The 25,203-nt window shown below is 66.0% G+C and carries 24 protein-coding genes; 13 read left to right on the forward strand and 11 right to left on the reverse strand.

All coding sequences use genetic code 11. The features are described from left to right. Window positions 1-193: 193 nt before the first annotated feature. From J0A90_RS03915 to J0A90_RS03930, 4 genes are all read left to right on the forward strand, one after another. A complete protein-coding gene (locus J0A90_RS03915) occupies window positions 194-679 on the forward strand; it encodes an Lrp/AsnC family transcriptional regulator (protein WP_207037003.1) in 486 nt (161 codons plus the stop codon). A gap of 156 nt (window positions 680-835) precedes the next feature. Then, window positions 836-1,351 carry an invasion associated locus B family protein gene (locus J0A90_RS03920; protein ID WP_207037001.1) on the forward strand — a complete coding sequence of 172 codons (516 nt, stop codon included), beginning with the start codon at window positions 836-838 and terminating at the stop codon, window positions 1,349-1,351. A 439-nt stretch (window positions 1,352-1,790) separates the two neighbouring features. Continuing rightward, entirely contained in the window at window positions 1,791-2,759 is a 969-nt protein-coding gene (locus tag J0A90_RS03925) for a tripartite tricarboxylate transporter substrate binding protein (RefSeq protein WP_207036999.1), read from the forward strand. A 56-nt stretch (window positions 2,760-2,815) separates the two neighbouring features. Further along, on the forward strand, window positions 2,816-3,613 hold the full coding sequence (locus tag J0A90_RS03930) for an HpcH/HpaI aldolase/citrate lyase family protein (RefSeq protein WP_207036997.1): 798 nt from the start codon (window positions 2,816-2,818) through the stop codon (window positions 3,611-3,613). A gap of 108 nt (window positions 3,614-3,721) precedes the next feature. Here the strand turns inward: J0A90_RS03930 and J0A90_RS03935 are convergent, their stop codons facing one another. Together J0A90_RS03935 and J0A90_RS03940 are read right to left on the reverse strand one after the other, a co-directional pair. Next, a complete protein-coding gene (locus tag J0A90_RS03935) occupies window positions 3,722-3,997 on the reverse strand; it encodes a DUF1127 domain-containing protein (RefSeq protein WP_207036995.1) in 276 nt (91 codons plus the stop codon). Between the two features lie 524 nt (window positions 3,998-4,521). After that, window positions 4,522-4,725, reverse strand: a complete 204-nt coding sequence (locus J0A90_RS03940) for a putative motility protein (RefSeq protein ID WP_035471105.1) — start codon at window positions 4,723-4,725, stop codon at window positions 4,522-4,524. A gap of 141 nt (window positions 4,726-4,866) precedes the next feature. On the opposite strand from J0A90_RS03940, the gene J0A90_RS03945 reads away from it, so the two are divergent. The 4 genes from J0A90_RS03945 (at window position 4,867) to aldA (ending at window position 8,464) form a co-directional block, all read left to right on the forward strand. Next, entirely contained in the window at window positions 4,867-5,526 is a 660-nt protein-coding gene (locus J0A90_RS03945) for a hypothetical protein (RefSeq protein WP_207036993.1), read from the forward strand. A gap of 81 nt (window positions 5,527-5,607) precedes the next feature. Further along, on the forward strand, window positions 5,608-6,456 hold the full coding sequence (gene nfo / locus J0A90_RS03950) for a deoxyribonuclease IV (protein ID WP_207036991.1): 849 nt from the start codon (window positions 5,608-5,610) through the stop codon (window positions 6,454-6,456). Between the two features lie 90 nt (window positions 6,457-6,546). Continuing rightward, on the forward strand, window positions 6,547-6,834 hold the full coding sequence (locus tag J0A90_RS03955; protein WP_207036989.1) for a hypothetical protein: 288 nt from the start codon (window positions 6,547-6,549) through the stop codon (window positions 6,832-6,834). Between the two features lie 154 nt (window positions 6,835-6,988). Then, on the forward strand, window positions 6,989-8,464 hold the full coding sequence (gene aldA / locus J0A90_RS03960) for an aldehyde dehydrogenase (RefSeq protein ID WP_233076478.1): 1,476 nt from the start codon (window positions 6,989-6,991) through the stop codon (window positions 8,462-8,464). Window positions 8,465-8,587: 123 nt separating this feature from the next. Here the strand turns inward: aldA and pepN are convergent, their stop codons facing one another. The 4 genes from pepN to J0A90_RS03980 form a co-directional block, all read right to left on the reverse strand. Then, window positions 8,588-11,239 carry an aminopeptidase N gene (pepN, locus tag J0A90_RS03965; RefSeq protein ID WP_207036988.1) on the reverse strand — a complete coding sequence of 884 codons (2,652 nt, stop codon included), beginning with the start codon at window positions 11,237-11,239 and terminating at the stop codon, window positions 8,588-8,590. 382 nt (window positions 11,240-11,621) lie between these two features. Further along, window positions 11,622-12,035, reverse strand: a complete 414-nt coding sequence (locus J0A90_RS03970) for a YbaN family protein (RefSeq protein WP_370635719.1) — start codon at window positions 12,033-12,035, stop codon at window positions 11,622-11,624. Window positions 12,036-12,242: 207 nt separating this feature from the next. Next, on the reverse strand, window positions 12,243-12,728 hold the full coding sequence (locus J0A90_RS03975; protein WP_207036986.1) for a YajQ family cyclic di-GMP-binding protein: 486 nt from the start codon (window positions 12,726-12,728) through the stop codon (window positions 12,243-12,245). 49 nt (window positions 12,729-12,777) lie between these two features. Further along, window positions 12,778-13,260, reverse strand: a complete 483-nt coding sequence (locus J0A90_RS03980; RefSeq protein WP_207036985.1) for an N-acetyltransferase — start codon at window positions 13,258-13,260, stop codon at window positions 12,778-12,780. Window positions 13,261-13,490: 230 nt separating this feature from the next. Between J0A90_RS03980 and J0A90_RS03985 the strand changes: the two genes are divergently transcribed. After that, window positions 13,491-14,981, forward strand: coding sequence for a RimK family protein (locus J0A90_RS03985; RefSeq protein WP_207036984.1), 1,491 nt, complete (start codon window positions 13,491-13,493; stop codon window positions 14,979-14,981). Window positions 14,982-15,052: 71 nt separating this feature from the next. Here J0A90_RS03985 and J0A90_RS03990 read toward each other — a convergent pair whose 3' ends face one another. The 5 genes from J0A90_RS03990 to J0A90_RS04010 form a co-directional block, all read right to left on the reverse strand. Beyond that, a complete protein-coding gene (locus J0A90_RS03990) occupies window positions 15,053-15,913 on the reverse strand; it encodes a DUF2797 domain-containing protein (RefSeq protein WP_051895686.1) in 861 nt (286 codons plus the stop codon). Next, entirely contained in the window at window positions 15,901-16,167 is a 267-nt protein-coding gene (locus tag J0A90_RS03995; protein ID WP_207036983.1) for a YeaC family protein, read from the reverse strand. The genes J0A90_RS03990 and J0A90_RS03995 overlap by 13 nt, the downstream gene beginning before the upstream one ends. Window positions 16,168-16,261: 94 nt before the next feature. Beyond that, window positions 16,262-17,116 carry a rhomboid family intramembrane serine protease gene (locus tag J0A90_RS04000; RefSeq protein WP_207036982.1) on the reverse strand — a complete coding sequence of 285 codons (855 nt, stop codon included), beginning with the start codon at window positions 17,114-17,116 and terminating at the stop codon, window positions 16,262-16,264. Window positions 17,117-17,565: 449 nt separating this feature from the next. Then, entirely contained in the window at window positions 17,566-18,543 is a 978-nt protein-coding gene (locus J0A90_RS04005) for a metallophosphoesterase (RefSeq protein WP_207036975.1), read from the reverse strand. A 1-nt stretch (window position 18,544) separates the two neighbouring features. Continuing rightward, entirely contained in the window at window positions 18,545-19,426 is an 882-nt protein-coding gene (locus tag J0A90_RS04010) for an NAD(+) kinase (protein WP_207036974.1), read from the reverse strand. 348 nt (window positions 19,427-19,774) lie between these two features. Between J0A90_RS04010 and J0A90_RS04015 the strand changes: the two genes are divergently transcribed. The 4 genes from J0A90_RS04015 to J0A90_RS04030 all read left to right on the forward strand — a co-directional run bounded on the left by J0A90_RS04015 (window position 19,775) and on the right by J0A90_RS04030 (window position 25,185). Beyond that, window positions 19,775-20,140 (forward strand): hypothetical protein, encoded by a 366-nt coding sequence (locus tag J0A90_RS04015; protein WP_207036973.1) that lies wholly within the window; start codon window positions 19,775-19,777, stop codon window positions 20,138-20,140. An 11-nt stretch (window positions 20,141-20,151) separates the two neighbouring features. Continuing rightward, window positions 20,152-22,248, forward strand: a complete 2,097-nt coding sequence (locus J0A90_RS04020; RefSeq protein ID WP_207036972.1) for a pyrroloquinoline quinone-dependent dehydrogenase — start codon at window positions 20,152-20,154, stop codon at window positions 22,246-22,248. A 395-nt stretch (window positions 22,249-22,643) separates the two neighbouring features. After that, on the forward strand, window positions 22,644-23,936 hold the full coding sequence (locus J0A90_RS04025) for a DUF3100 domain-containing protein (protein ID WP_207036971.1): 1,293 nt from the start codon (window positions 22,644-22,646) through the stop codon (window positions 23,934-23,936). An 88-nt stretch (window positions 23,937-24,024) separates the two neighbouring features. After that, complete coding sequence (locus J0A90_RS04030) at window positions 24,025-25,185, forward strand: amidohydrolase (protein WP_207036969.1); 1,161 nt, start codon at window positions 24,025-24,027, stop codon at window positions 25,183-25,185. Window positions 25,186-25,203 lie beyond the last annotated feature (18 nt).

Raw genomic sequence — 25,203 nt, forward strand, 5'->3', positions numbered from 1 at the left:
CCGCTGTTGAGCCGCCGCGGATGGCGGCGGAAAGGGGGCCGGACCCCGGATGCGGGAGCCGGCCCTAAGCTGCTTGTGGCAGCAGAGACAGTGTACGGCTTTTATGCCGACAGGACATTGCGAAGATCGATCTTTCTCGACGCCAGATGGCATAATCTGCCAACGGAAACGAAAAACCAGACGGATATTGCCAATGAATACGCCACAGACTCTCGCACTCGATCGCTACGACCGGCGCATTCTCGAACTGATCCAGCAGGAGGGGCGGATCAGCAATCAGGAACTGGCCGAACGCATCGGGCTGTCGCCCTCACCCTGTCTGCGCCGCCTGCGCGCGCTGGAGGAGAGCGGCCTGATCCTCGGCTACCGCGCCCTGGTCGACGCGCGCCAGCTCGGCTATCGGCTAATGGCACTGGTGCACATCTCCATGGATCGCCACACCCCGGAGCGCTTCGCCAACTTCGAGCGTCAGGTGGCGGCGCTGCCCCAGGTCCAGGAGTGCCTGATGATCACCGGCCAGGAGGTCGACTATCAGCTCAAGATCCGGGTCGAGGACATGGACGACTATCAGCAGCTTCTGCTGCAGCACATCACGCCGATCGAGGGCGTCTCCGGCGTTCACTCCAACTTCGTGCTGCGACCGGTGTTCGAAAATCGCGGCGTGCCGGTGGCGCCCTGAGGGCGTAACCGACACCGACCGGCGTCGCCCAGGCCGCGACTGGCCACTCCGACATCGGGCGTGCTGGAATGAAGTGAACGCCGTCTCACGCCTCGCGTGAATTCGACCATACTCATGCATGACACCGCGTGACCGATCACAACACAGGAAAATGCCATGTCTTTGCGCCGTACCCTGCTCGCCTCGCTGCTGCCGCTGGCCGCCGCCATCATGACGCCGGCTCAAGCTCAGCAGCCGAGCGCACCGCAGGTCGATACCCAGCAGTTCCAGTCCTGGGAAGTGCGCTGCCCCAAGGGCGGTGAGCGCCAGAGCTGCGTGATGAGTCAGATAGTCAACAACCCCGACAGCAACGATCCGCTGATGCGCGCCATGGTCGGCCACCCGGCCCAGGCCGATGGCCCGGTCATGGTCTTCCTGCTGCCACTGGGCGTGCGCCTGGCACCGGGTATCCAGCTGCAGGTGGATGACAACGAGCCGGTGGGCATGCCCTATCAGGTCTGCCTGCAGCAGGGCTGCCGCGCCAATCTGGCGCTGTCGCCGCAGCTGCTCGCCCAGCTGCGTGGCGGCAACAAGGCCACCGTCAGCGCCATCGCCCCGGACGGCAAGCGCCTCGACATGGATCTTTCGCTGATGGGCTTCACCAGCGCCAGCCAGCGCATCGACTCGCAGTAACGCTTTTTCCCCTCGAGATATTCGGTCCGGCGCCCTGCGCCGGGACGATCTCGGCAGCGCCCCTGGCCGGCGCTGTGACCCCCTCCCTGGGCGCTACCTTTGCCATCCCTGGCCAAGGACACTCGCTTTGCCCTGCCCCCGGCACCCATAGTCAGCGGGGTTGTAAACACCCTCTTAGAGGGTGTTTACAAATTCGACGAGCGAAGGCAAGACAAGGCGAAATCGGCCGAAAAAGCGGAGTTTACAAGGGGTAAATGAGTATTTTGAGGTCGATTTCAACGCCGTATTGTCGAGCGCAGGCATTTTGTAAATACCCTCTTAGACGTTGGCGCAATTGTGCCCGCCCTGCCGGCTTGATATGACTTTGTGTGCAAAAGTCATCTCATCCCATTCCGCGCCGGCACGCCGCCCGCGCCCAAAATATCCCCCGAGAGGTTCCATGAACGTCAAGCGCACCTTGAAGCTCCTGCTCGCCGCCGCCGTGGTGGCCTCCCCGGCGGCCTGGGCGGAGTATCCCGACAAGCCCATCACCCTGATCGTGCCCTGGGCCGCCGGCGGCGGCACCGATGCCACCGCGCGGATCATCGCCAGCGCGCTGGAGCAGGAACTGGGCCAGACGATCAACGTGGTCAACCGCACTGGGGGCAGCGGTGTCGTCGGTCACACCGCCATCGCCAACGCCCGCCCGGATGGCTACACTCTGGGCCTGGCCACGGTGGAGCTGGACATGATGCATTGGCAGGGGCTCACCAGCCTGACCTACCAGGACTTTACCCCGATCGGCCAGATCAACTTCGACTCGGCCAGCCTCTCGGTGGGCAAGGAATCCCCCTTCAAGGACCTCGAGGATTTCGTGACGCAGGTCAAATCCCACCCGGCGGGCACCTATACCGCCTCTGGCACTGGTCTCGGCGGCATCTGGCACGTGGCCCTGAACGGTTTCCTGATGGATCAGGGCATCGCCGCCGGCAAGCTGACCTGGATTCCCAGCCAGGGGTCGGCACCGGCGATGACCGAGCTCGCCTCCGGCAGCATCGACGTGGTCGCCTCCTCGCTGCCGGAAGCGCGCGCCATGATCGAGGCCGGCGAGATTCGTAGCCTCGGCGTGATGACCCCGGAGCGCCTGAGCGGCTTTCCCGACATCCCCACCTTCCACGAGCAGCTCGGCAGCGACTTCAGCCTCGGCGCCTGGCGCGGTGTGGTCGGCCCCAAGGGGCTCGACGAGGCGGTGGTGAAGCGGCTCGAGACGGCGCTGAAGACGGCCTACGACAGCGATGCCTATCAGAACTTCATGGCCAAGCAGGGCTATGGCGTGGTGTGGCGTGATGCCGACGACTTCGAGACCCTGATGGCCGAGGACGATGCCAAGTTCGGCGAGATCATGAAACAGATGGGGCTGGCCCACTGAGGCCACCATCCTGACACCGGCGTCGCCGGACGCCGGACCACCAAGGACCGATACGCATGCAGCTCCCGCACAATCCGTTTTACGCCGCGCTGGATGGGCAGACCCGCTACGGCTGCTGGGCCGGCTTCGGCACCGGCTATGCCACCGAGATACTCGCCACCACCGGCTTCGACTGGCTGCTGATCGATGGTGAGCACGCACCCAATACGGTGCCCAGCATCCTGGCGCAGCTGCAGGCGGTGGCGCCCTACCCCTGCGCGCCGGTGGTGCGCTGCGTCAATCACGACCCGGCGCTGCTCAAGCAGTTGCTCGATATCGGCGCCCAGACGCTGATGGTACCGATGGTCGATAACGCCGAGCAGGCCGCGCAGTTGGTCGCGGCGACCCGCTACCCGCCCCGCGGCTTCCGCGGCGTGGGTGGTGGCCTCACCCGCGCCACGCGCTGGGACGCGATCCCCGACTATCTCGCCCGCGCCCACGAGACGCTGTGCCTGATCGTCCAGGTCGAATCCCGTGCCGGGGTCGACAACGCCGCCGCGATCGCCGCCACCGAAGGCGTGGATGCGATCTTCGTCGGGCCGATCGATCTCTCCACCGGCGTCGGCCATGTCGGCAACCCCAATCATCCCGACGTCCAGGCGATGATCCGCCATACCCTGGAGGTCACCAAGGCCGCAGGCAAGGCAGCCGGCATCCTGGCGCCGGCCGAAGCGGACGCCAAGCGCTACGCCGAATGGGGCTTCGACTTCATCGCCGTGGGTATCGATATCAGCCTGCTGCGTCGGGCCGCGATCGAGACGGTGTCGCGGTATAAAAAGGACGTCTCCCCGGCGTCCTCGAGTGTGGGCTATTGATGCCACACAAGCACCAATAGCGCGGGCAATTCCTGCCCACGCCAGGTCGATGAATCCACGTTTCAGGGTAATGAAAAGCCCCGGCCACACAGCGTGACCGGGGCTTCGCTAAGCGAGCGTTTCTCCACAATATCGACACACTCTTACTACTTTTTGCGGCGCCTCGGCAGCCGCTGTCTTCTGGCTATCGGTGATTGCCGATGCCGGCATCGCAGCCTGCGTCGGTTCAGTGGCGATCGGCACGATCGTGCCCTGCTCCGCGCGTAGACCGAGATCGCGCAGCATGTGGGCATCGAGATGGGAGAGCGCGCGCCAGTCCTGCCGGCGGCGACGTGCCAGGGCCAGGCGGGCCTTGAGCGCATCGATGAGAGTCTTGAGCGTCATACTTGTCCACTCCTTCAGGCGGAGGCCGGACAAGTATCGCGATCATGGCGGGGTGGATTTTCCACTCTCTATCGGCCGCGATACTCGTCGCGGCCGATAACGATCTGCTATCCCAGGCGCGCGACACAACGACGAACTCGACGATTGTGCTGGCGCACATTGATCGAGAACATCGAAAAAGTCGGGCGATGGAATAGGGTCATGATCGCGTCCAGGGAAAATGCCGAAAATCGGCAGAAATGCCGGCGTGTCTGAACGACATTCGCGGCCCTTTCGATTAAAAGCGAGAGCCGTTATACGCGTCAATATGCTTATCGAAAAAAGTGCTCGATATCCGTCGAGCGTGCGATAGAAAAAAACCGCAACCCCAGGTCATATATCGCCAGAGTCACGGTTCGGTAGTGCTGCAGGACAGGACGACACACATTCATCGTCGCAGCACGTCGATCATTGGCAGCATCTTGGCGTTGTCACACGATCAGGGATCGACGCCCGGCTCGGCCGAGTGACGACCCCACCATTGCTCAGGCGTAGGTGTTGATCTGGGTGCCAACGGTACCAGTGGCGGCCAGCTTGGGCTCCGGCGCCATCGAGTCCATCAGCTGCGCGACCTGCGCGGACTGATTGTCGAGCGAGCGCTTGAGCAGCGACGCCTGCATGTCCTGATCCTGATTGAACTGCTGCAGCGCGACTCCGGCACCGACGACAGCATTGACTGCACTATCCATAGGAGACTCCCTATTTCCTGTTCTCGGTTGAGAGGGATTACCCTCAGATCTTGTATCGGCGGCTGTCGCCTCAGGCTTTAGCTTATAGACTGCCGGTTTCGACACTCGGCACGCCAGTGCCCATGCGGAGGTGATGCTTCGATGATTCAGCTTTCACGATCGCTGCGCAAGCACAGTCCAATGCGCGTCGCCGCGATATTGGCCGCAACAGGCGTCGCGGCGGCGCTGCTGGCCGGCTGTCAGCCCCAAACACAGAGCGCCGCCGCCGGCAGCGGTGAGGCGCAGCGCACCTTCCATGACGCCGAGACCGGCGTGACCCTCGCCTACCCGGCGACGCTCGAGCGCGTCGACGGCAACGCCGACACACCGGCAACCGGGGGCTACTTCGACAACGGCAGCTGGCAGCTCGACGCCTCGGCCCCCGGCAAGACGCTGATCACGCTCGCCCTGCCCGGCTCGAACGCCATCACCACCGGGCTCTGGCGCCTGGGTGTCAGCCGCGACCCGGCGGCGGTGCGCCAGTGTCAGCGCCTGCCTGCCAACGCCCAGCGCCAGCCGGGCCCGAGCCCACTCGGCGGGGATGACGCCACTCTCTTCACGCAGAGCGACGCCGGCATGAACCACTTTCGCGAGGTCGAGAGCTATCGCCGCGTGATCGCGGCGACCTGCTACGCCGTCGATCTGATCGTCGAGGGCAGCAACGGGGAGGTCTACGATCCACCGCGCCAGGCGCCCTTCTCCCGCGATGCGGCATGGCAAGCTCTGCGCGAAATCAATACCGGCCTGCACCTGGACGGATGAGCGACCGCGCGCAGCCGCCGGCGCTGGCGGCTGTTAAACTCGAAGCCCAGCGACCCACGACGAGTGAAGAGTAGAGAAGCCATGAAAACCATCGGAGCGCACGTCAGTGCCGCAGGCGGCGTCGACCAGGCGGTGAGCCGCGCCACCGAGATCGGCGCCAACGCCTTCGCCCTGTTCACCAAGAACCAGCGCCAGTGGCAGGCCAAGCCGCTGGAGGCGAAGACCATCGAGGCGTTCAAGCGCGCCTGTGACACCCACGGCTTCGGCCCCGGCCAGATCCTGCCCCACGACAGCTACCTGATCAATCTGGGCCACCCCGAGCCGGAGGGCCTGGCCAAGTCCCGCGCCGCCTTTCTCGACGAGTGTCAGCGCTGCGAGCAGTTGGGGCTCGAGCTTCTAAACTTTCACCCCGGCAGCCATCTCAACAAGATCAGCGAGAGCGACTGCCTGGCGCGAATCGCCGAGTCGATCAACCAGACCCACGCGGCGACCGAGTTCGTCGTCGCGGTGATCGAGAACACCGCCGGCCAGGGCACCAATCTGGGCTTTCGCTTCGAGCATCTGGCCGAGATCATCGATCAGGTCGAGGACAAGTCGCGGGTCGGCGCCTGCATCGATACCTGCCACGCCTTCGCCGCCGGCTACGAGCTACGCAGCGCCGCCGACACTACCGCCATGCTCGATACCTTCGAGCGCGTGGTGGGGCTGCGCTATCTGCGCGGTATGCATCTCAACGACGCCAAGAGCGCCTTCAATAGCCGCGTCGACCGCCACCACAGCCTGGGCCAGGGCAATATCGGCAGCGAGGGCTTCGCCGCGCTGATGCGCGACCCACGCACCGACGATATCCCGCTGATCCTGGAGACCATCGAGCCGACGATCTGGCCCCAGGAGATCCAGTGGCTGCGCGACCAGCAGCTCGGCACCTGACACCTGACGTCTACAGCGAACGCCCACCTCTGATATTCATAGCTTGCGCGGCGGCTCGTACGCCGTGCCTCGGAACAGGACAACGACCCCATGGATGGATTCTTTCACTGGCTCGGCGATGCCATCGGCCGCGTCATTCGCACCGTCGTCGGCCTGCTCGACAGTGTGTTCGGCGGCCTGTGGCGCGCGATGGACGGCTTCGTCGACGGCCTCACCCAGGCGCTGGGCATCAGCGACTCGCTGTTAAGCCTCGGCGTGCTGGTGATCGGCGTGCTACTGCTGATCAGCGGCGTACGCGCCCTGCTGCGCGGCGGCGTGGTCGGCGGTGTGATCGGCCTGCTGCTGGGGCTGCTGGTGCTGGGCTGGCTGATCCAGTAGGACAGGCGTCGGCATCATCCTGCTGCCGACGTGCCCAATCCTGTGGCGCTTTGGGGTGCGGCTTGTCAGTCCGCCCTTCCTCTACCACCTTGAGAGTCCGGATACACGAGGCGGCGCCCGCGGGCGCCGCAGGACCGACAAGGAGGCGTCGAGCATGACCCAGTCAATGAAGTCATCCCACGAAGGTGTCGATCTCTACAACCAGTTCATCGACGGCGAATGGACCACCGGCGGCGGCGAGCGCCTGGACGTGCTCAACCCGGCCACCGGCGAGATCATCGCGCGTGTCTCCCTGGCCGACGAGGCGCTGGCCAACCGTGCCCTGGAGGCCGCTCAGCGCGCCTTCCCGGCATGGTCGCGCAAGACCGCGGTGGAGCGCGCCGATCACCTCTACCGGCTGGTCGAGCTGATTCTCGAACAGCGCCAGCGCCTGGCGCGGCTGATCACCACCGAGCAGGGCAAGCCGCTGGACGAAGCCGATGCCGATGTCGGCATGTGCGCCAATCTGATCCGCTTCGCCGCCGAGAACACCCGCCGACTGGAGGGCGACATCATCCCGGCGGACGACCCCGACGAGCAGATCTGGATTCAGAAGGTGCCCCACGGCGTGGTGGTCGGCATCACCGCCTGGAACTTCCCCGCCGCGCTGATCGGCCGCAAGCTCGGCCCGGCGCTGGCCGCGGGCAACACCATCGTGCTCAAGCCCTCGGAAGAGACCCCGCTGACTGCGCTGGAGATCGTCGAGCTGGCACGCCAGGCGGGCATTCCCCCGGGGGTAGTCAATCTGGTCAATGGCCGCGGGCGCGATATCGGCAATCAGCTGATCACCAGCCCGATCACCCAGCTGGTGAGCATGACCGGCAGCGTGCGCGGGGGCCGCGAGATCAACAAGGCGGCCGCCGAGCATCTCAAGATCGTGCGCCTGGAACTGGGCGGCAAGGCGCCGTTCATCGTGCTCGACGACGCCGATCTCGACCCGGCGGTGGATGCCGCCATCGCCTCGCGCTTCGACAACTGTGGCCAGGTGTGTACCTGCAACGAGCGCATGTACGTCCAGTCCGGCATCTACGACCGCTTCCTCGAACGCTTCAAGCAGCGCGTCGAAGCGCTCAAGGTGGGCAACCCGCTGACCGACGAAGACGTCGACATGGGGCCCAAGATCAACGCCGCCGAACTCGATAAGATCCACGCCATGGTCGAGCAGGCCCAGCGTGACGGTGCACAGCTGCTCACCGGCGGCAAGCGCCTGAGCGGTGGTGACTACGACAAGGGCAATTACTACGCCCCGACCATTCTCACCGGCGTCGACAACGACATGCAGATCATGAAGGAGGAGATCTTCGGGCCGGTGGTGCCGATCATGAAGATCGACGACTTCGAACAGGCGATGGCCTACGCCAACGCCTCCGAGTACGGCCTCTCGGCCTATGTGTTCACCCAGAACGTGCGCCATCTGATGGCGCTGACCCGGGAGCTCGACTTCGGCGAGATCTACGTCAACCGCGGGGCCGGCGAATCCGTCCAGGGCTTCCACAAGGGCTACCGCAACAGCGGGCTCGGTGGCGAGGACGGCAAGTACGGGCTGGAGGCCTACGTCAAGAACAAGACGATGTACGTGCACTACTCTTGATCCAAGACGCCTGACCCACATCGGCTGACAGTCATCGGCGCGGCTTCACGGTCGCGCCGTTCGGGGCAGCACAGAAAAACGGCCGCTCGATGAGCGGCCGTTTTGTGTTGCAGCGGCGCCGGATCAGGCGTCGGCCAGCGCGCGCTCGACCATCTCGTAGACATTGGGCGAGAGCTTCTCGCCGCGGATGCGTTCGAGCTCGGCCTTCATCAGCGCCTGGCGCGCCTCGTCGAAACGCTGCCAGCGGGTCAGCGGGGTGATGATGCGCGCCGCGATCTCCGGATTGAGACGATTGAGCTCGATCACCACGTCCGCCAGCAGCCGATAGCCCTGACCGTCAAGACGGTGGAAGTTGACCCGGTTCTGGGCGAAAGCGCCGATTAGGGCGCGCACCTTGTTGGGGTTCTTGAGCGAGAACGCCGGATGCTCCATCAAAAAGCGCACGCGCTCGATCACGTCCGGCTGGGGGCGGGTGACCTGGATGGTGAACCACTGGTCCATCACCAGCGGGTCGTGGGCCCACTGCTCGCCGAACGCCTTGAGCGCCGGCTCGGCCAGGTCGCTGCGATCACTGTGGGCGAGCAGCGTCAGCGCGGCGCGCACGTCGGTCATGTTGCCGCCCTCTGCGAACTGCGCCTGGGTCAGGGCGATCGCCTCGTCGTCGGCGATGCTCATCAGATAGGCCAGCGCGACGTTCTTGAGCTTGCGCCGACCGATCTGCTCGGGCGTCGGCGCATAGGGCTCGTCGGTCTGGTTGTCGCGATAGACCGCGAGGAAGGCATCGCGCAGCGCCCAGGCCAGCGACTGACGCACGAACTCGCGCGCGGCATGGATGGCGTCGACATCGACCACCGGCTGCTGCTCGGCGATATAGGCCTCCGAGGGCAGCGTCAGCATCTCCGCCAGCACCGCCTGGTCGTCACCGGGTTCGTCGAGCAGGCTGCGATAGGCCTCGACCAGGCGCACGTCCATGACCTTCTCGACCCCGTTGCGGTGCGCGGCAATGAGATCGTCCAGCGCCAGCATGGTCAGGCGCTGACCGGCATCCCAGCGGTTGAAGCCATCGCTGTCGTGGGTCAGCAGGAAGGCCAGCTCCTCGCGCGAGTAGGGATAGCGCAGCTTCACCGGCGCCGAGAAACCGCGCAGCAGTGACGGCACCGGCGCCTCCTCGACATCCTGGAAGACGAAGGTCTGCTCCGCCTCGCGCAGATGGATCACCGCATCCTTGCCCAGGGTCTTGCTGCCGCCCTGTCCATCGGCGAGCTTGAGAGTCAGGTCGTGACCCGACTTGGTTCCCACCAGGCCCAGCCGGATCGGCACGTGGAGCGGCAGCTTCTCGCTCTGCTCCGGGGTTGCCGGGGTGCGCTGGGAGAGGCGCAGATGATACTCGCCGGTGGCGTAGTCATACTCGCCGTGGGCGTCGATCTCTGGCGTGCCGGCCTGGGCGTACCAGCGCATGAACTGATCGAGGTCGAGCCCCGAGACCTCCGCCATGCAGGCGACGAAATCCTCGATACGCACCGCCTGGCCATCGAAGCGCGCGAAGTAGAGATCGCTGCCGCGGCGGAAATCCTCCCAGCCGAGCAGATGGCGCAGCATGCGCACCACTTCGGCACCCTTCTCGTAGATGGTCAGGGTGTAGAAGTTGGAGATCTCGATGTAGTGATCCGGGCGCACCGGGTGGGCGGTGGGGCCGGCATCCTCGGCGAACTGGGCGGTGCGGAAGAAGGAGACGTCTTCGATCCGCTTGACCGGGGCCGAGTTGACGTCGGCGGAGAAGGTCTGGTCGCGGAAGACGGTGAAGCCCTCCTTGAGCGATAGCTGGAACCAGTCGCGACAGGTCACCCGGTTGCCCGACCAGTTATGGAAGTACTCGTGGGCGACGATCCCCTCGACCCGCTGGAAAGCGGCATCGGTGGCGGTCTGCGGATGGGTCAGCACCGCCGCCGAGTTGAAGATGTTGAGCCCCTTGTTCTCCATCGCGCCCATGTTGAAGTCATTGACGGCGACGATCATGAAGCGGTCGAGGTCGTACTCGCGGCCGTAGGTTTCCTCGTCCCAGCGCATCGAGCGCTTGAGCGACGCCATGGCATGGTCGGTCTTGTCGAGATTCTCCGGCTCGACCCAGATCTGCAGCAGCACCTCGCGGCCGCTCTGGGTGGTGAAGTGATCCTCGACCTTCTCCAGGCTGCCGGCGACCAGCGCGAACAGATAGCTCGGCTTGGGGTGCGGGTCCTCCCAGGTGACGAAGTGCCGGCCATTGGGCAGCTCGCCCTGCTCCACCGGATTGCCGTTGGAGAGCAGCACCGGCAGCGATTCGCGGTCACCGATCAGCGTGGTCGAGAAGGTCGCCATCACGTCCGGGCGGTCGGGATAGAAAGTAATGCGGCGAAAGCCTTCCGGCTCGCACTGGGTGCAGTACATGCCGTTGGAGCGGTAGAGCCCTTCCAGCGCGGTGTTGGCATCCGGCGATATCTCCACCTCGGTATCCAGGCGGAAGCGCTCGGGCACCCGGGCGATGGTGAGGCTGTGAGCGTCGGCCTCGAACTCATCGGCCTCAAGGGGCTGGCCGTCGATGGCGACCTGCTTCAGCGTCAGGCCCTCGCCGTCGAGCACCAGCGGCAGCCCCGCCTCGCGCTCAGGGTGACGCTCCAGATGCAAACGCGCCTTCACTCGCGTCGCCGTCGGGTCGAGATCGAAGCTGAGCTCGGTGTGGGTCACGCGATACGCCGGCGGCAGATAATCCTTGAGATAGGTCGCTTGCATCTCAGACATGGCAACGCTCCTGGTCGAAAAAGGCAATCCGGGAACCGATGTCGCAAACCACATCGGCCGGGATGACACGAGACGAAAAAATGAACAGGCCCGGTACGGAAAGTCGACGGTGCAGCCGCTTCCGTGCAAGGCCGCGGGCGCGCGACCCAGCATCAAACCCGGGTCGCGCCCCGGACTGGCCCCATTCTAACCAGTTGGACGCAGCGATATCGAATCAGTGCAGCCGTCAGCGGCTAGGGGTTTGTAAGAAAAGTCAGCGAGCGAAGGCAAGACAAGGCAAAAATCGGCGAAAACGCGGAGTTTACGGGTTGTAAATGAGTATTTTGAGCCGATTTTTAACGCCGTATTGCCGAGCGCAGGTAGTTTTCTTACAAAGCCTACCTCAGCGGCGTTCGGAGACCGACTTCTCCTCCCACAGCTCGCGCACCGGGCACTGCAGGCTCGGCAGCGGGCGCGTGACGATCCACGCCGCCAGCGCCGCCAGGCCCAGGATCAGGCCGATCTTCAGCGCCAGCAGGGAGACCGTGAAGGCGATGATCACACAGGAGGCCGCCAACATGATCACGGCCATGATCTTGGCGTGCTTGGGGATGGCGCGCTCACGCTCCCACGAGAGGATCGGCGGGCCGAAGCGCGGGTGGTGACGAATCCAGTCGGCGAACCGCGGCGAGCCCTTAGAGGCGAGCCAGACCGCGGCCAGCATGAAGCAGGTGGTGGGCATGACCGGCAAGAACAGCCCGATGACGCCGAGCGCAAAGCTGATGGCGGCAAGAGTGACGAAAATGGCGTTGCGCATGCCGGACATCCCCAGGGTCGGCGAACTCGGGGCCTCGGGATCAGACGGGAGTCGTCGCCTAGCGAAGGCAGTGCACGCCCGCAGACCGAGGCCAATCGATACCTAGTGTAAACCAGGCCGCCCGACTCGCTCCAATCCACCCCCATGGAAAACGCCAATGCGGCTGATAGCGCCGAGCGAGAAGCGGGCCCTCTATGTCCGACGTGTTCAGTCGCGAAAGTTGTTGTACTGCAGCGCCAGGTCCGGGCCGCTCTCGCCCTTGAGCAGGGCGATGGCCTGCTGCAGGTCGTCGCGCTTCTTGCCGCTGACGCGCACCTTGTCGCCCTGAATCGCCGCCTGCACCTTGAGCTTGGCATCCTTGAGCTGCTTGACGATCGCCTTGGCGTCGGCCTGCTCCAGCCCCTGCTTGAGCTTGATCTGCTGGCGCGCCTTGACCCCCGAGGTCTGGGCCTCTTCGACCTCCATGCAGCGCGGATCGATGCCGCGGGCGATCAGCTTCGCGCGCAGCACGTCGATCATCTGCTGCAGCTGGAACTCGGCGTCCGCTTCCAGCGCGACGGTCTCCCCTTCAAGGGTGAAACTGGCATCGACGCCGCGGAAGTCGAAGCGAGTCTGGATTTCACGGTTGGCCTGATCGACCGCGTTGGTCGCTTCGTGACGGTCGAACTCGGAAACGATATCGAAAGACGGCATAGCTACTCCTCACCAAAAAAGACGGCGTGCGGTGACACACCGGTGGTCATCAGGTCTGCGACTCGGCGGCGCTGGCCGGCGCCGCGAGCTCCTTGTCCATGCGCCAGGCGGCACAGCCGTCGGCGTAGTAGTCGTCGATCCAGCGATGGGCCATGAACCCCATGCGCCGGTAGAGCCCCATGGCGACCCGGTTGTCCGCGCGCACCTCCAGCACCAGGCGCGTGCATTCGCGCTCGCGGGCGGCGGCCTCGAGTGCCGTGAGCAGCTCGCGGCCGAGACCGCTGCCGCGCGCCTCGGGGTCGACACAGAAAGAGTAGAGTCGCGCCATGCGGCTGTTGCGACGGAACAGCAATGTGCCGTAGCCGATCACCTGCTCGGACTCGCTCACCGCGAGCAGCGAGAGGGCATTGGCCCGGGTCAGCAGATGGGCGAGCTGGCGGCGACTGAAACGGTCGCCCTCGAAGCAGCGCTCTTCCAGCTGGAACAGCGCATCGCGATCGGCGGCACGCCCGGGGCGGAGGGTGCGAAGCATGATGACACTCGAGTCTAAGAGGCTAGGCGAACCTGGCGGAACGCGTTGGCGCTCACGCGACGGGCGACCCCGAAGCGCGGCGACGCTATGATGAAATTATTTCACGCCGGCAACGACTTGTCGCCGTTACTCGCGCATCGCATGCTGAGCGCCCACCCGCGGCTCCGAAGCCGCCGGCCAGTGTCGCCCGGCCTCACCCTGCCCTCCAGTCACCGAGGAGTTTCCGATTCATGTCACGCCTGCGCATCGTCGTCGACCGGCTGGCCGACTGGCAGCCCTACTACCCTTCCGAGGATCTGATCAGCGCCGAGGACTTCCTCGCCCTGGATGCGGCCGCCAGCGCGGACGACGCCACGCACGTGATCAACCTGTGCGCCAATCTCGACTATCTCGAGACCGGCTACTACGTCTCGCTGCTGGCCCAGGCCCGGGCCCAGCGGGTGCTGCCCAGCGTCGAGACGCTCAATCAGCTCTCGCGCAAGGCGCTGATCGACATGCAGCTGGCCGCTCTCGACCCGCTGCTGGCGGAGCTCGACAAGCGCGGTGCCCTGGCCGGCGACAGCCTGACCCTGCGCGTATTCTTCGGCGAGTGTCAGACGCCGGAGCTGGCGCGTCTGGCGCGGCGGCTGTTCGAACGCCTGCCCCACCCGCTGCTGGAGGCGCGCTTCGACAAGCGCCACGGCAGCTGGCGCCTGGCGCGGCTCAAGCCGCTGGCGCTGACCGCGCTCAAGAGCGGCGAAGAGGATGCCTTCGCCAGCGCCCTCAACCGCCACTCGACCAAGGTGTGGCGCACGCCGCGGGCACGCCGTCGCTACCGCTTCGATCTGGCCATACTGGTCGACCCGCAGGAGCAGTTGCCGCCCAGCAACCGCGGCGCGATCAAGCGCTTCATTCGCGCCGGCCGCCGCCTGGGCATCGATGTCAGCCTGATCACCCATCGCGACGCCGGGCGCCTGGCGGAGTTCGACGCCCTGTTCATCCGCGAGACCACGCGGCTCGACCATCACACCTACCGCATGGCCAAGAAGGCCGAGCACGAAGGCCTGGTGGTGATCGACGACCCGCAGTCGATCCTGCGCTGCACCAACAAGATCTATCTGCACGCCCTGCTCGGCACCCACAAGATCCCGGCACCTCGGGGGCAGCTGCTGCACCGCAGCGATCTGGAACGCCTCGACGACAAGCTCGCCAACCTGAGCTATCCGCTGGTGCTCAAGGTGCCGGACGGCGCCTTCTCCAAGGGTGTAGTCAAGATTCGCTCACGCGAAGAGCTGGCCGCGGAAGCCCCGCGCCTGTTCGCCTCCTCGGCGCTGCTGCTGCTGCAGGAGTGGCTGCCGACGGAGTTCGACTGGCGCATCGGCGTGCTCGACGGCCAGGTGCTGTTCGCCAGCCGCTACTACATGGCGCGCGGCCACTGGCAGATCTATGACCACTCCAGCGGCAAGACCCGCAGCGGCGGCTTCACCACCCACGACCCGTCGGAGGTACCCGCCGCCGTGGTCAAGGCGGCGCTACGCGCCACCAAGCTGATCGGCGACGGCCTCTACGGTGTCGATCTCAAGCAGATCGGCGATCGCGTGGTGGTGATCGAAGTCAACGACAACCCCAACCTGGATGTCGGGGTCGAGGACGTGGTGCTCAAGGATGCGCTCTACGAGCGGGTGATGGCGGTCTTTCTGAAGCGCATGGAGCAGCAGCTGGAGCAGCGGCCGCGGCGCTGAGCGCCGCGGGCTCGCTTTTTCAAAAGGCGTTTACGGATTCGACGACCGCTGTCGTCTCTGTAAGCGCCCGCTCAGGCGGCTTCCACGGTGACCTGATAGCCGGAAAACTTGCGCAGGTTGATGACCCCACTGTCGAGCATCAGATACTGCCCCTTGATGCCGGTCAGGGTGCCCTCGACCAGCGCCTGCTTGTCGAAATTGAACGACTGGATCTTGCGCGGCCAGCTCAGCACCGGATAGTCGATCGAGACCACCCCGGGGGTATCCAGAGCGCGGATCGCCTCGGCGCCGTGGGTCGCGCGCAGGGCGTCGAGCCCCGGCGCCACCGCGGCCAGCAGACGGTCGCGTTCGGCCACCAGGTCGAGCGGTTCGACCTCGCCCTTGAGCATGGCGCGCCAGTTGGTGCGGTCGGAGACATGGGCCTTGAACAGCGTCTCCACCAGCCCCGACTGCTGGCGCGTGGCCACCTCGAGGATCGGCAGCGCCTGGATCGCGCCCTGATCGAGCCAGCGCGTCGGCGTGTTGCTCGCCCGGGTGATACCGACCTTGAGCCCGGAGGCGTTGGCCAGATAGACGATGTGCGGGCGGAAGCAGTGCTGCTCGCCCCACTCGGGCTCGCGACAGGTGCCCTGGAAGTAGTGGCAGGTCTCCGGGCGCACCAGGCAGAGATCGCACTGGGCGAGCGTGCTGAAACAGGGGTAGCAGTAGCCCTGGCCGAAGCTCTTGCGCGTGTGCCGACCACAGTGGACGCAGTGGATCGCCCCGGCGTAGTGCAGCCGCAGGCGCTGGCCCAGCCGCGCGTTGAGCGCCAGCCCCGTCTCGCCGGCGCGCAGGCGATAGTCGGCCAGCCCCGACTCGGGCAGCCGCGCGTCCAGCTTGCGCAGCTGCCCGCTGACCCGGGTGTCGCCCTCGGCGAGGATCAGTTGATCCATTTGAGCGCCGCTTCCTCGGCCGTATCGTGGCCGCCGGAGGCGCACTCGTTACGCTCCAGATAGCCCACGCGCTGCGCGTCGGGCACCGCATGGATCACTTCATACTTGATCACCGCCTCCAGGCAAAGTTCGGTCTGCTCGGCACTGAGCACGCGGCCATCGGGCCACTTGCGCAGTTGGATCGCCTGCTTGAAGTTCTCGTACATCTCGGGGGTCATCTGCGCGACCATACGGTCGAAGTTCATCTCGGTCATACCTGCCTCATCTTGGCGCCTCACGCCTGTCTCTGTCGTTCGTCGCGACTCTTACCGCCGGGGGCTCGCCATGGCGCCGATCGTTCGCTGCCGGTCAGGCGGCGCGTCGCATCAGCCGTGCGGCGACCACCGCCATCAAAAGCCCCGCCAGCAGCCCGCCCAGGTGGGCCTCGTTGGCGACGTTGCCGAAGCCGATCGCGTCGGCCAGTCCGGTCATGGTAAAGACCATCCAGCCGAGCATGAAGACCACCAGCATCTGCGGCACGAAGTAGCCCTGCTCGGGACGCAGCCGCGACATCAGCCAGACGTAGCCGAGCAGCGCATAGTCGACGCCGGACATGCCGCCGAACAGCAGCGTGCCGGTGAAGTACTGGGCCAGGTTGGAGACCACCGCAGCGATCACCACGATCAACGCCAGCCAGCGCGAGCCCTGGAGCGCCTCGACCTGACGTCCGAAATACCACAGCCACAGCATGTTGAAGATCAGATGCATCCAGCCAAAGTGCAGCAGCGCCGGGGTGACCAGGCGCCAGATCTGCCCGCCGGCGAGGGCATCGCCCAGACTGCCGGCGACCAGCCCCTGGGCCGAGGGATGCACCGGCACGATGATCAGCGCGCGCAGAATGGCGTCACCGAACACGCTCATGCCGAGGAAGATCGCCACGCACAGCGCGATCAGCCCCGCCGCCAGCGGCGCCTGTCCGAACGCCTGGCCGGTGACGCTGGGGCGCCGACGGCGCGGCGTGGCTGCGGCTGCGGCTGCGGCGAGATCGCCGCGCTGCCAGCGCTCGATCAGCCGCACCGCCTCGTCGCGCTGCTCGGGATCGGCCAGCCACAGGATCTGTTGATCCTCCTGCTGGGTGAAACGGTGCCCGATATGCTGCTGCCACAGCGCCTGACGCAGCGCACGCGTATCCAGGTCGCCGGGCATGGCGAGAAGTCTGTACATGCAACCTTCCGAACCACGGGTGGGAGGAGTGACACACCAAGCCCGGGGGCCGGCGTATACCGCCATTCTACCCTGCCCGAGATGATCTGGGGATGAATGCCGCCGCAGTCGACGGCCGGGAGCACGCAGCGCGAGGCGTCAGAAGAAGTCGTGTACACGAGAGACATGGTGTACGAGAGACATGGTGCACGAGAGACGCGACACACCAGAAACGTGGTGCCCAAAAAGAAAAATCCGGCGGGAGGGCCGCCGGATAAGAGCAAGGGATCATTCAAGGGAACACTGATTCAGAGTGGCTTAGCGCGCAGGAGTTCCCGGGGCGGGGCAAAAAAATGCGATTTTTTTCCAGCGATAGCGCGTACACACCGAAAAACCCAGAAAAATCAGTCACCCGGCGCCGAAAAAAAATCGCAGATCTCTGCGGCGTATCGGTGCCAAAAGCCAGATCCCTAATCGGCGATACCCTCACGCGCCACATCCACCCACACGAAACGATCGGCATCGAGCCGCTGCTCGCCATCCCAGCGGTAGGCCACCAGCCGTCCGTATTTCACCGCGCTGTAGTCGAGACAGGCGATGTTGGCCCGCGGCAGCGCCGGCACGCCCTTGCACCAGTAGTGGCCGACGAACAGCGGCGGCGCCGACTCCGGGTACCAGGTCAGGCGTTCGCGCTCGGCATCGCTGAGGGCGCGATCCTCGAGCCCGTCGGGCAGGTTGTCCGGCTGGAACACCACATCGCCATAGGTGGCCGGCTCGCGACACCAGAAATGGGTGCGGAAGGCGCGCCGAGTGAAGCCGTCCCCCGAGCGGATCTCCACCCCCGGTGGCAGCGGCATCTGGGTACCGCGGGTGAGCCGGTCCATCACCCGCTGGGCGAAGGTGCCGGGCTGGGTCGACTCGATCAGGAAGTCGCGATCGATGCGCCCGTCCGGGCAGCGCGCCAGAAAGGCGTCGATCAGCGCCTCATCCCAGCAGGCGTGCACGACGCGCATGCCGTCGAGTTCGAGACACAGCGGCATGTCGAGAAACCACTCGAGGCAGCGCTCCCACTCCAGCGGATGCTGGTGGTACTGGGCCAAGGTGCGCTCGATGATGCGATTGTTGCGCGGCGAGTGAGAACGCAGCCACGCCTGGGTACTCCCCGGCGGTGACGGGTGGCAGTAGGCCAGTGCGTTGTACTCGTGATTGCCCATCACGATGTACGCCTCGCCGGCCTCGACCATGCGCTTGGCCACCGATACCGCCAGCCGGATCCGCGGCCCGCGGTCGATCAGATCGCCCAGGAACACCACCCGGCGGCGTGGATGGCGGTAGACACCGGCTTCCTCGCGATAGCCCAGCATCTCCAGCAGCCGCACCAGCGTGCGGCCGCAGCCGTGCACGTCGCCGATCAGGTCGTAGCCGTCCACCGCATCGCCCAGCGCCATGTCAGTCTCCCAGCCTGCTGCTCCACCCCAGCTTCGAGCGGCACGCCTCGAAGAAGCTGTGCCCGCGTGGGTGGATCAGGGTCAGGCGCTCGGCCTTGCGGCGCACATAGAGAATGTCACCGGGCTTGCACACCACACGGGTCTGGCCGTCGCAGCTGACATGCGGGTAGGCCTGGTTGATATCACCGATATGCACCCGAATCTCGCTCGCCGCGTCGATCACGATCGGCCGGCTCGAGAGCGTATGCGGGAACATCGGCACCAGGGTGATCGCCTCCAGCCCCGGGTGGACGATGGGGCCACCGCCGGAGAGCGCATAGGCGGTGGAGCCGGTGGGCGTGGCCATGATCAGGCCGTCGGAGCGCTGGGAGTAGACGAAGCGGTCATCGATGAACAGTTCGAACTCGATCATCCTCGCAGCCTTGCCCGGGTGCACCACCACGTCGTTGAGACTGGTGCCGGCACCGATCAGACGCTCGCCGCGATAGAGTTCGGCGTCGAGCAGGAAGCGCCGTTCGCTGTCGTACTGGCCGTCGAGCACCTCGGCCACCTTCTGCTCGACCTCGTCGGGGGAGATATCGGTGAGAAAGCCGAGCCGCCCGCGATTGATCCCGAGCACTGGGGTGGCGCTGGTGCACAGGGCCCGGGCCGCGCCCAGCAGGCTGCCGTCACCGCCGACTACGATCACCAGGTCGCACAGGGTGCCCAGCTCGCGCCGCCGCGCCTCGCGCTGGCCGTGAGCCTCCAGCAGCGCTGCCGTGCGATCCTCGATCACGATCTCGCAGCCGCGGCGCTCGAGGAAGATCAGCAGACGCTTGAGGGTCTCGACGACCTTGTCGCTGCCCAGGCGGCCGATCAGGCCGATGGTGTGGAACGCACTCATGCAACGGATCTCTGGCGGCGTATCGGCCGGCCATTATGGGGGCTGCCCGAAGAGGCGGCAAACCGCATGCTGCTCGGGTGCCGTCAACCCGGCGGCGTGCGTAAAAAAACGAACATGGCGCGGCTCGACACGCTAAAATTGCCTACCCTGTCGACAGGGACCACCACGCCTATCGACGGGGTAGCGTCCCCACGAGGGAATACCGCAAGGGAAATCCGCAGAGGGAACACCTCAGGGAAGGCAGGGCGCGTTCCGTCATCGCCTTTAGCGGTGCGTCGCCACGCTCAGCGGCCACGCCGCCGTTCGGCAAGGCGCGCCTGACTTCGCCATACAGGGAGATAGGGCAACATGCCATCATCGCAATCCAAACCACTCGGCGCCATCGTGCTGCTGCTGGCCGCGCTCGTCGGTGCGGCAGTCGCCGGTTACGCCTATGTCACCCCGCTGACCGGTGTCAACGGCTCGCTCGGCGCACTGGTCGTCATCTTCGCCTGCCTCGCGCTGGCGCTGATGGCACTGATCCTGATGCCGCTCAAGCATCGCGGCGGCCGCATCTTCTGGCGTCTGCTGGCTCTCATCGGGCTGATCGGCACCGGCTTCGCCGGCCTGCTGCTGCACCAGTGGGGCATCGCTGCCGCCATGGTGCTGGGCCTGATCGGGCTGATCCTCGATCTGCGCCGCCCCACCACCACCCGCCGCGCCGCACACGCTTGAGGAGCCGTCATATGCCGACTTTCGGAATCACCCCACAACGCCTCGGCACGGCGACCGCTCTGGCCCTGATGCTGGCGCCGCTGCCGCTGCTGGCCCAGGACGCTGACAGCGCCCAGGCCCAGGATAGCGTCCAGGCCCAGGACAACGACCAGAGCCAAGATGCCGCTCAGTCTCAGGACACGTCCCAGACTCAGGACACGTCCCAGACTCAGGACACGGCCCAGACCCAGCGCGCCGATATTCCGCTGGTCCCGACCCAGCCGACCTGGAACACCTTCCACGGTCAGAACAACGCCCAGAAATACAGCCCGCTCGACCAGATCAACGTCGACAACGTCGGCCAGCTTGAAAAGGTCTGGGAAGTGCACACCGGCGATGTCTCCGACGGCACCGGCGATCTTCCCGCCACGGTGTGGTCGGCGACCCCGATCTTCGCCAACGACACCCTCTATATCGGTACGCCCTTCTACCGCCTGCTGGCGCTGGACCCGGCCACCGGCGAGCAGAAGTGGAGCTTCGACACCCACTCCAAGCTCGAGGGTCTGACCCAACCGGTGCTCAAGAACCGTGGCGTGGCCTACTGGGAAGCCAAGGATCCGCAGCCCGGCCAGGCGTGCCAGAAGATCGTCTACATGGGCACCATGGACGCGCAGCTGTTCGCGCTCGACGCCGACACCGGCAAACCGTGTCAGGACTTCGCCGACAACGGCGTGCTCAATGTCAACCAATGGAACACCACCCACGCCAAGTGGCCGCTGTCGATCCTGCAGCCGCCGACCGTGGTCGGCGACCACCTGATCTTCGGCTGGGCCGGCAAGGACTGGGCCTTCGAGACCGCACCTCCGGGCACCGTGTTCTCGATCGACGCGCGCACCGGCAAGCGTGAGTGGACCTTCGAGGCACTGTCGCCGGAAATGCGCGAGAAGAGTGGCACCGCCAACGTCTGGACCCAGATGTCGGTGGACGAGGCCCACGGCCTGATCTATCTGCCGGTCTCCTCGCCCTCGCCCAACTACTGGGGCGGTAACCGCACCGAGTCGGCGCCGCTGGCGACCTCGACCACCGCGCTCGACGTCGACACCGGCGAGGTCGTGTGGTCGCGCCAGTGGGTGCACCACGATGTGTGGGACTACGACATCAACGCCGCGCCCACGCTGATGGACATCACCGTCGACGGCAAGCAGATCCCGGCGCTGATCCAGGCCACCAAGATGGGCTTTCTGTTCGTCGTCAATCGCCTGACCGGCGAGGACGTGTGGCCGATCGAAGAGCGTCCGGTGCCCCAGGGCGACGGCTCGGTGAAGGGAGAAGTCTACGCCAAGACCCAACCGTTCCCGACCAAGCCGGCACCGCTGCTCGACCAGTCGAAGAAGCCCAAGATCTGGGAACTCGCCGACATGGTCGGTGGCGGCCAGTGCTCGCGGCTGTGGGACGACCTCTACTATGAGGGCATGTACACTCCGCCGACCACGCAAGGCGAAGGCACCCTGGCCTACCCGGACAGCGCCGGCGGCGTGCAGTGGGGCGGCGTCGCCTTCGATCCGCAGAGCCAGACCGCGATCGTCAACGTCTCGCACATCGTGCAGACGATCAAACTCTACGATCGCGAAGCCTACGAGAAGGCGGACAGCGGCTCCGGCAACGAGAGCGGTTTCTCGCCGCAGGAAGGCGCGCCCTACGGCATGCGCCTGACCGTCGCCAGCAACTGGCTCGGCATGCCGTGCTGGGAGCCCCCGTTCGGAGAACTGGTGGCGCTGGACATGCACACCGGTGACGTCAAGTGGCGGCGTCCGATCGGCGCCTCGCAGCAGTACGGCTTCTTCATGCCGGAGCGCTGGGGTTCGCCGACCATCGGTGGGCCGGCAGTCACCGCCGGTGGGCTGATCTTCATCGGCGCCTCGATGGATGCCAAGCTGCGCGCCTACTCGCTGGAGAGCGGCGAGGAGCTGTGGTCCGACCAGGCCCAGGCGCCGGGCGTCGCCAACCCGGCGGTGTATGAGTATCAGGGGCGTGAATACGTCGCTTTCGTCGCCGGTGGCAACACCATCCTCAAGGATCAGGTGGGCGACCAGGTCGTGGTCTACGCGCTGCCGCAGGACAAGCAGTAAGCGTTAGCCACACCGCGAGATACAGGGGGAGCGCAATGCTCCCCCTTTTTGTGCCTGCCATACCTGGCAGGCCCCCTTCGGGCCGCCTGCGGCGTCCAACATCGTTCCCGACGATCTTGTGTGCCTGCCATCCCTGGCAGCCCCCCTTCGGGCCGCCTTCGGGCCGCCTTCGGCGTCCAACATCGTTCCCGACGATATTGTGTGCCTGCCATCCCTGGCAGACACCATCCGGGCCGTCGCTAATCGAGCCCGACCTTCGTCGCAGCGTAAAAATCAGAACACCCGCCGACTTTCATTAGAGCACCCTCTGTTCCGATACTCGATCAGGCGTCTGCGACACAGCCGAATGGTCAGTGCGCGGATGCGCCCCATCCAATAACAACGAGGTCGCGGCCATGTCCCTCCACCGACTGCTCGACTGGCGCCTGCATCTGATCGTGGTCATCGTGTCCCTGATCAGCGAGGCGATCGGTATTCTCAAGATTCCGCTGGGTCCCGGCACCCTGCTGCTGCTACCGCTGTTCTACGCCTTCATTCTCGGCGTGCTGCTCAACCCGCATCTGTTCAGCGCCACCCGACGCTACGTGCCGGAGCGCGTCAGTCAGGCGGCCACGCCGCTGATCCTGATCTCGATCATGCCGTTCATCGCGCGCTTCGGTTCGACCATCGGCCCAGCGATCGACCAGATCATCAGCGCCGGCCCGGCGCTGATCCTGCAGGAGCTGGGCAACCTCGGCACCATGCTGGTGGCGCTGCCCGTAGCAGTCCTGGTGCTGAAGATGGGTCGCGAGGCGGTGGGCGCCACCTACTCGATCGCGCGCGAGCCGAATATCGCCATCATCTCCGACAAGTACGGCCTCAAGGGGCCGGAAGGCGTCGGCGTGATGGGGGTCTACGTGGTCGGTACCATGTTCGGCACCCTGTGGTTCGCGCTGATGGCCGGCTATCTCGCCTCGCTCGGCGTGTTCGATCCGCGCGCTCTGGCCATGGCCTGCGGGGTCGGCAGCGGCAGCATGGTCGCGGCCTGCTCCGGCGCCCTCGCCGGTGCTCTGCCGGGCATGGCCGACGATCTGCTCGCCTTCGCCGGGGCCAGCAATCTGCTGACCTACGCCACCGGGCTCTACGTCTCGCTGTTCATCGCCCTGCCGGTAGCGGAGTGGCTCTATCGGCGCCTGGCTGGCAAGCGCCGCGGCGCCACCGAGGCGACCCCGGATGCCGAGATGACAGCTGCCGAGGTCGCCCCCGACGAGCGCCCCGAGCAGCACCTGGGCAAGACCGCTGCGGTACTCGCGGCAGCCTGTGCCGTGGGCTGGATCGCCAACACCGTCAATGGCAGTTCGCTGCTGACCGCGCTGCCGGGCATGACGATCCTCTACGTGATGACCCTGATCGGCCTGGTGCTGACCCGCATCGTGCCCTTCTATCTGCCCGGCGTGGCCTGGGTCTCGCTGGTCAGCATCGTGATGACGCTGCCCTTATTCCCCGGCAGCGCTTGGATCGTCGAGCGTCTGGCCGCGGTCAACTTCCTCGCCATCGTCACTCCGGTATTGGCGTATGCCGGCCTGGCCCTGAGCCGGCGCGAATTCAGCATGTTCCGACGCACCGGCTGGAAGCTGATCGTGGTCTCGCTGCTGGTCTTCACCGGCACCTACGTCGGCTCCGCGGTCGTCGCGCAAGTGCTGCTCTGAGCCACACCGCCACTCATTCACCACTGGCACTCGAGGCGCCGGTTCGCGATGTCGCCCCGGCGCCCGTCCCACACCGCAGGAGATGCGCATGAACCAGCCAGTCGCCTTTCCCGACGCCGCCACCCTGAAGGCGTGGCGTCACGACTTCCACCGCCATCCCGAGATCGCCTTCGAGGAGCACCGCACCCACGACCGGATCGTCGCCATCCTGCGCGAGCACGGCCTCGAGCCGGTCACCGGCCTGGGCGGCGGTACCGGCGTGGTGGTGACCATCGAGGGTCGCCGCGGCCCCGGCCCCAGCATCGGCCTACGCGCCGACATCGATGCGCTGCCGATCGAGGAGGCCAACGAGCTCGACTACCGCTCGACGATTCCCGGGCGCATGCACGCCTGCGGCCACGACGGCCACACCACCATGCTGATGGGGGCCGCCTGCGCCCTGGCCCGTGACCCGGATTTCGCCGGCACCCTGCACTGCATCTTCCAGCCCGCCGAGGAGAACGAGGGTGGCGCCCGAGTGATGGTCGCGGAGGGGCTGTTCACGCGCTTCCCCATGGACGCGGTCTACGGCCTGCACAACTGGCCCGGGCTGCCGGTGGGCGAAGCCGCGGTGCACGACACCGCAGTAATGGCCGCCTTCGACGTCTTCACACTGACGCTCAAGGGGCGCGGCTGCCATGCCGCCATGCCCCATCTGGGCGACGATACCCTGCTCGCCGCCTGCCAGCTGGCGACCCAGCTGCAGGGCGTGATCAGCCGCGAGACCCCAGCCCACCAGTCCGCGGTGCTCAGCATCACCCAGTTCCACGCCGGCGACGCCTTCAACGTGGTGCCCGGCACGGTGGAGCTGCGCGGCACCGTGCGCTGCTTCGACGCCGCGCTCAAGGCGCGCCTGGAGCAGCGCCTGCGTGACGCCGTGGCAGCCTGCGCGGCCTTCCACGGTCTCACCGCCGAACTCGACTACCAGGCGCGCTATCCGGCCACGCTCAACGCCCCCGAGCACGCCGCCCGCTGCGCCGAGGTGCTCGAAGGTCTGCCGCAGATCACCCGGGTCCACCGCGATCTACCGCCGAGCATGGGCTCGGAGGATTTCGCCTTCATGCTGGCCGAACGCCCCGGCGCCTATATCTGGCTCGGCAACGGCGACAGCGCCGCGCTGCACAATCCGGCCTACGACTTCAACGACGCCCTGGCGCCGCTCGGCGTGGCCTACTGGCAAGCCCTGGCCCGCGCACTGCTCGCGGCCTGAATCCGAACCGCACAGTCT

The sequence above is a fragment of the Salinicola sp. DM10 genome, assembly GCF_017306975.2.
Classification (GTDB): Bacteria; Pseudomonadota; Gammaproteobacteria; order Pseudomonadales; family Halomonadaceae; genus Salinicola.

Bases quoted from the DNA above. Each gene is read 5' to 3' on its own strand.
- J0A90_RS03915 (WP_207037003.1), top strand. From the start codon at position 194: ATGAATACGCCACAGACTCTCGCACTCGATCGCTACGACCGGCGCATT.
- J0A90_RS03920 (WP_207037001.1), top strand. From the start codon at position 836: ATGTCTTTGCGCCGTACCCTGCTCGCCTCGCTGCTGCCGCTGGCCGCC.
- J0A90_RS03925 (WP_207036999.1), top strand. From the start codon at position 1,791: ATGAACGTCAAGCGCACCTTGAAGCTCCTGCTCGCCGCCGCCGTGGTG.
- J0A90_RS03930 (WP_207036997.1), top strand. From the start codon at position 2,816: ATGCAGCTCCCGCACAATCCGTTTTACGCCGCGCTGGATGGGCAGACC.
- J0A90_RS03935 (WP_207036995.1), bottom strand. From the start codon at position 3,997: ATGACGCTCAAGACTCTCATCGATGCGCTCAAGGCCCGCCTGGCCCTG.
- J0A90_RS03940 (WP_035471105.1), bottom strand. From the start codon at position 4,725: ATGGATAGTGCAGTCAATGCTGTCGTCGGTGCCGGAGTCGCGCTGCAG.
- J0A90_RS03945 (WP_207036993.1), top strand. From the start codon at position 4,867: ATGATTCAGCTTTCACGATCGCTGCGCAAGCACAGTCCAATGCGCGTC.
- nfo (WP_207036991.1), top strand. From the start codon at position 5,608: ATGAAAACCATCGGAGCGCACGTCAGTGCCGCAGGCGGCGTCGACCAG.
- J0A90_RS03955 (WP_207036989.1), top strand. From the start codon at position 6,547: ATGGATGGATTCTTTCACTGGCTCGGCGATGCCATCGGCCGCGTCATT.
- aldA (WP_233076478.1), top strand. From the start codon at position 6,989: ATGACCCAGTCAATGAAGTCATCCCACGAAGGTGTCGATCTCTACAAC.
- pepN (WP_207036988.1), bottom strand. From the start codon at position 11,239: ATGTCTGAGATGCAAGCGACCTATCTCAAGGATTATCTGCCGCCGGCG.
- J0A90_RS03970 (WP_370635719.1), bottom strand. From the start codon at position 12,035: ATGCGCAACGCCATTTTCGTCACTCTTGCCGCCATCAGCTTTGCGCTC.
- J0A90_RS03975 (WP_207036986.1), bottom strand. From the start codon at position 12,728: ATGCCGTCTTTCGATATCGTTTCCGAGTTCGACCGTCACGAAGCGACC.
- J0A90_RS03980 (WP_207036985.1), bottom strand. From the start codon at position 13,260: ATGCTTCGCACCCTCCGCCCCGGGCGTGCCGCCGATCGCGATGCGCTG.
- J0A90_RS03985 (WP_207036984.1), top strand. From the start codon at position 13,491: ATGTCACGCCTGCGCATCGTCGTCGACCGGCTGGCCGACTGGCAGCCC.
- J0A90_RS03990 (WP_051895686.1), bottom strand. From the start codon at position 15,913: ATGGATCAACTGATCCTCGCCGAGGGCGACACCCGGGTCAGCGGGCAG.
- J0A90_RS03995 (WP_207036983.1), bottom strand. From the start codon at position 16,167: ATGACCGAGATGAACTTCGACCGTATGGTCGCGCAGATGACCCCCGAG.
- J0A90_RS04000 (WP_207036982.1), bottom strand. From the start codon at position 17,116: ATGTACAGACTTCTCGCCATGCCCGGCGACCTGGATACGCGTGCGCTG.
- J0A90_RS04005 (WP_207036975.1), bottom strand. From the start codon at position 18,543: ATGGCGCTGGGCGATGCGGTGGACGGCTACGACCTGATCGGCGACGTG.
- J0A90_RS04010 (WP_207036974.1), bottom strand. From the start codon at position 19,426: ATGAGTGCGTTCCACACCATCGGCCTGATCGGCCGCCTGGGCAGCGAC.
- J0A90_RS04015 (WP_207036973.1), top strand. From the start codon at position 19,775: ATGCCATCATCGCAATCCAAACCACTCGGCGCCATCGTGCTGCTGCTG.
- J0A90_RS04020 (WP_207036972.1), top strand. From the start codon at position 20,152: ATGCCGACTTTCGGAATCACCCCACAACGCCTCGGCACGGCGACCGCT.
- J0A90_RS04025 (WP_207036971.1), top strand. From the start codon at position 22,644: ATGTCCCTCCACCGACTGCTCGACTGGCGCCTGCATCTGATCGTGGTC.
- J0A90_RS04030 (WP_207036969.1), top strand. From the start codon at position 24,025: ATGAACCAGCCAGTCGCCTTTCCCGACGCCGCCACCCTGAAGGCGTGG.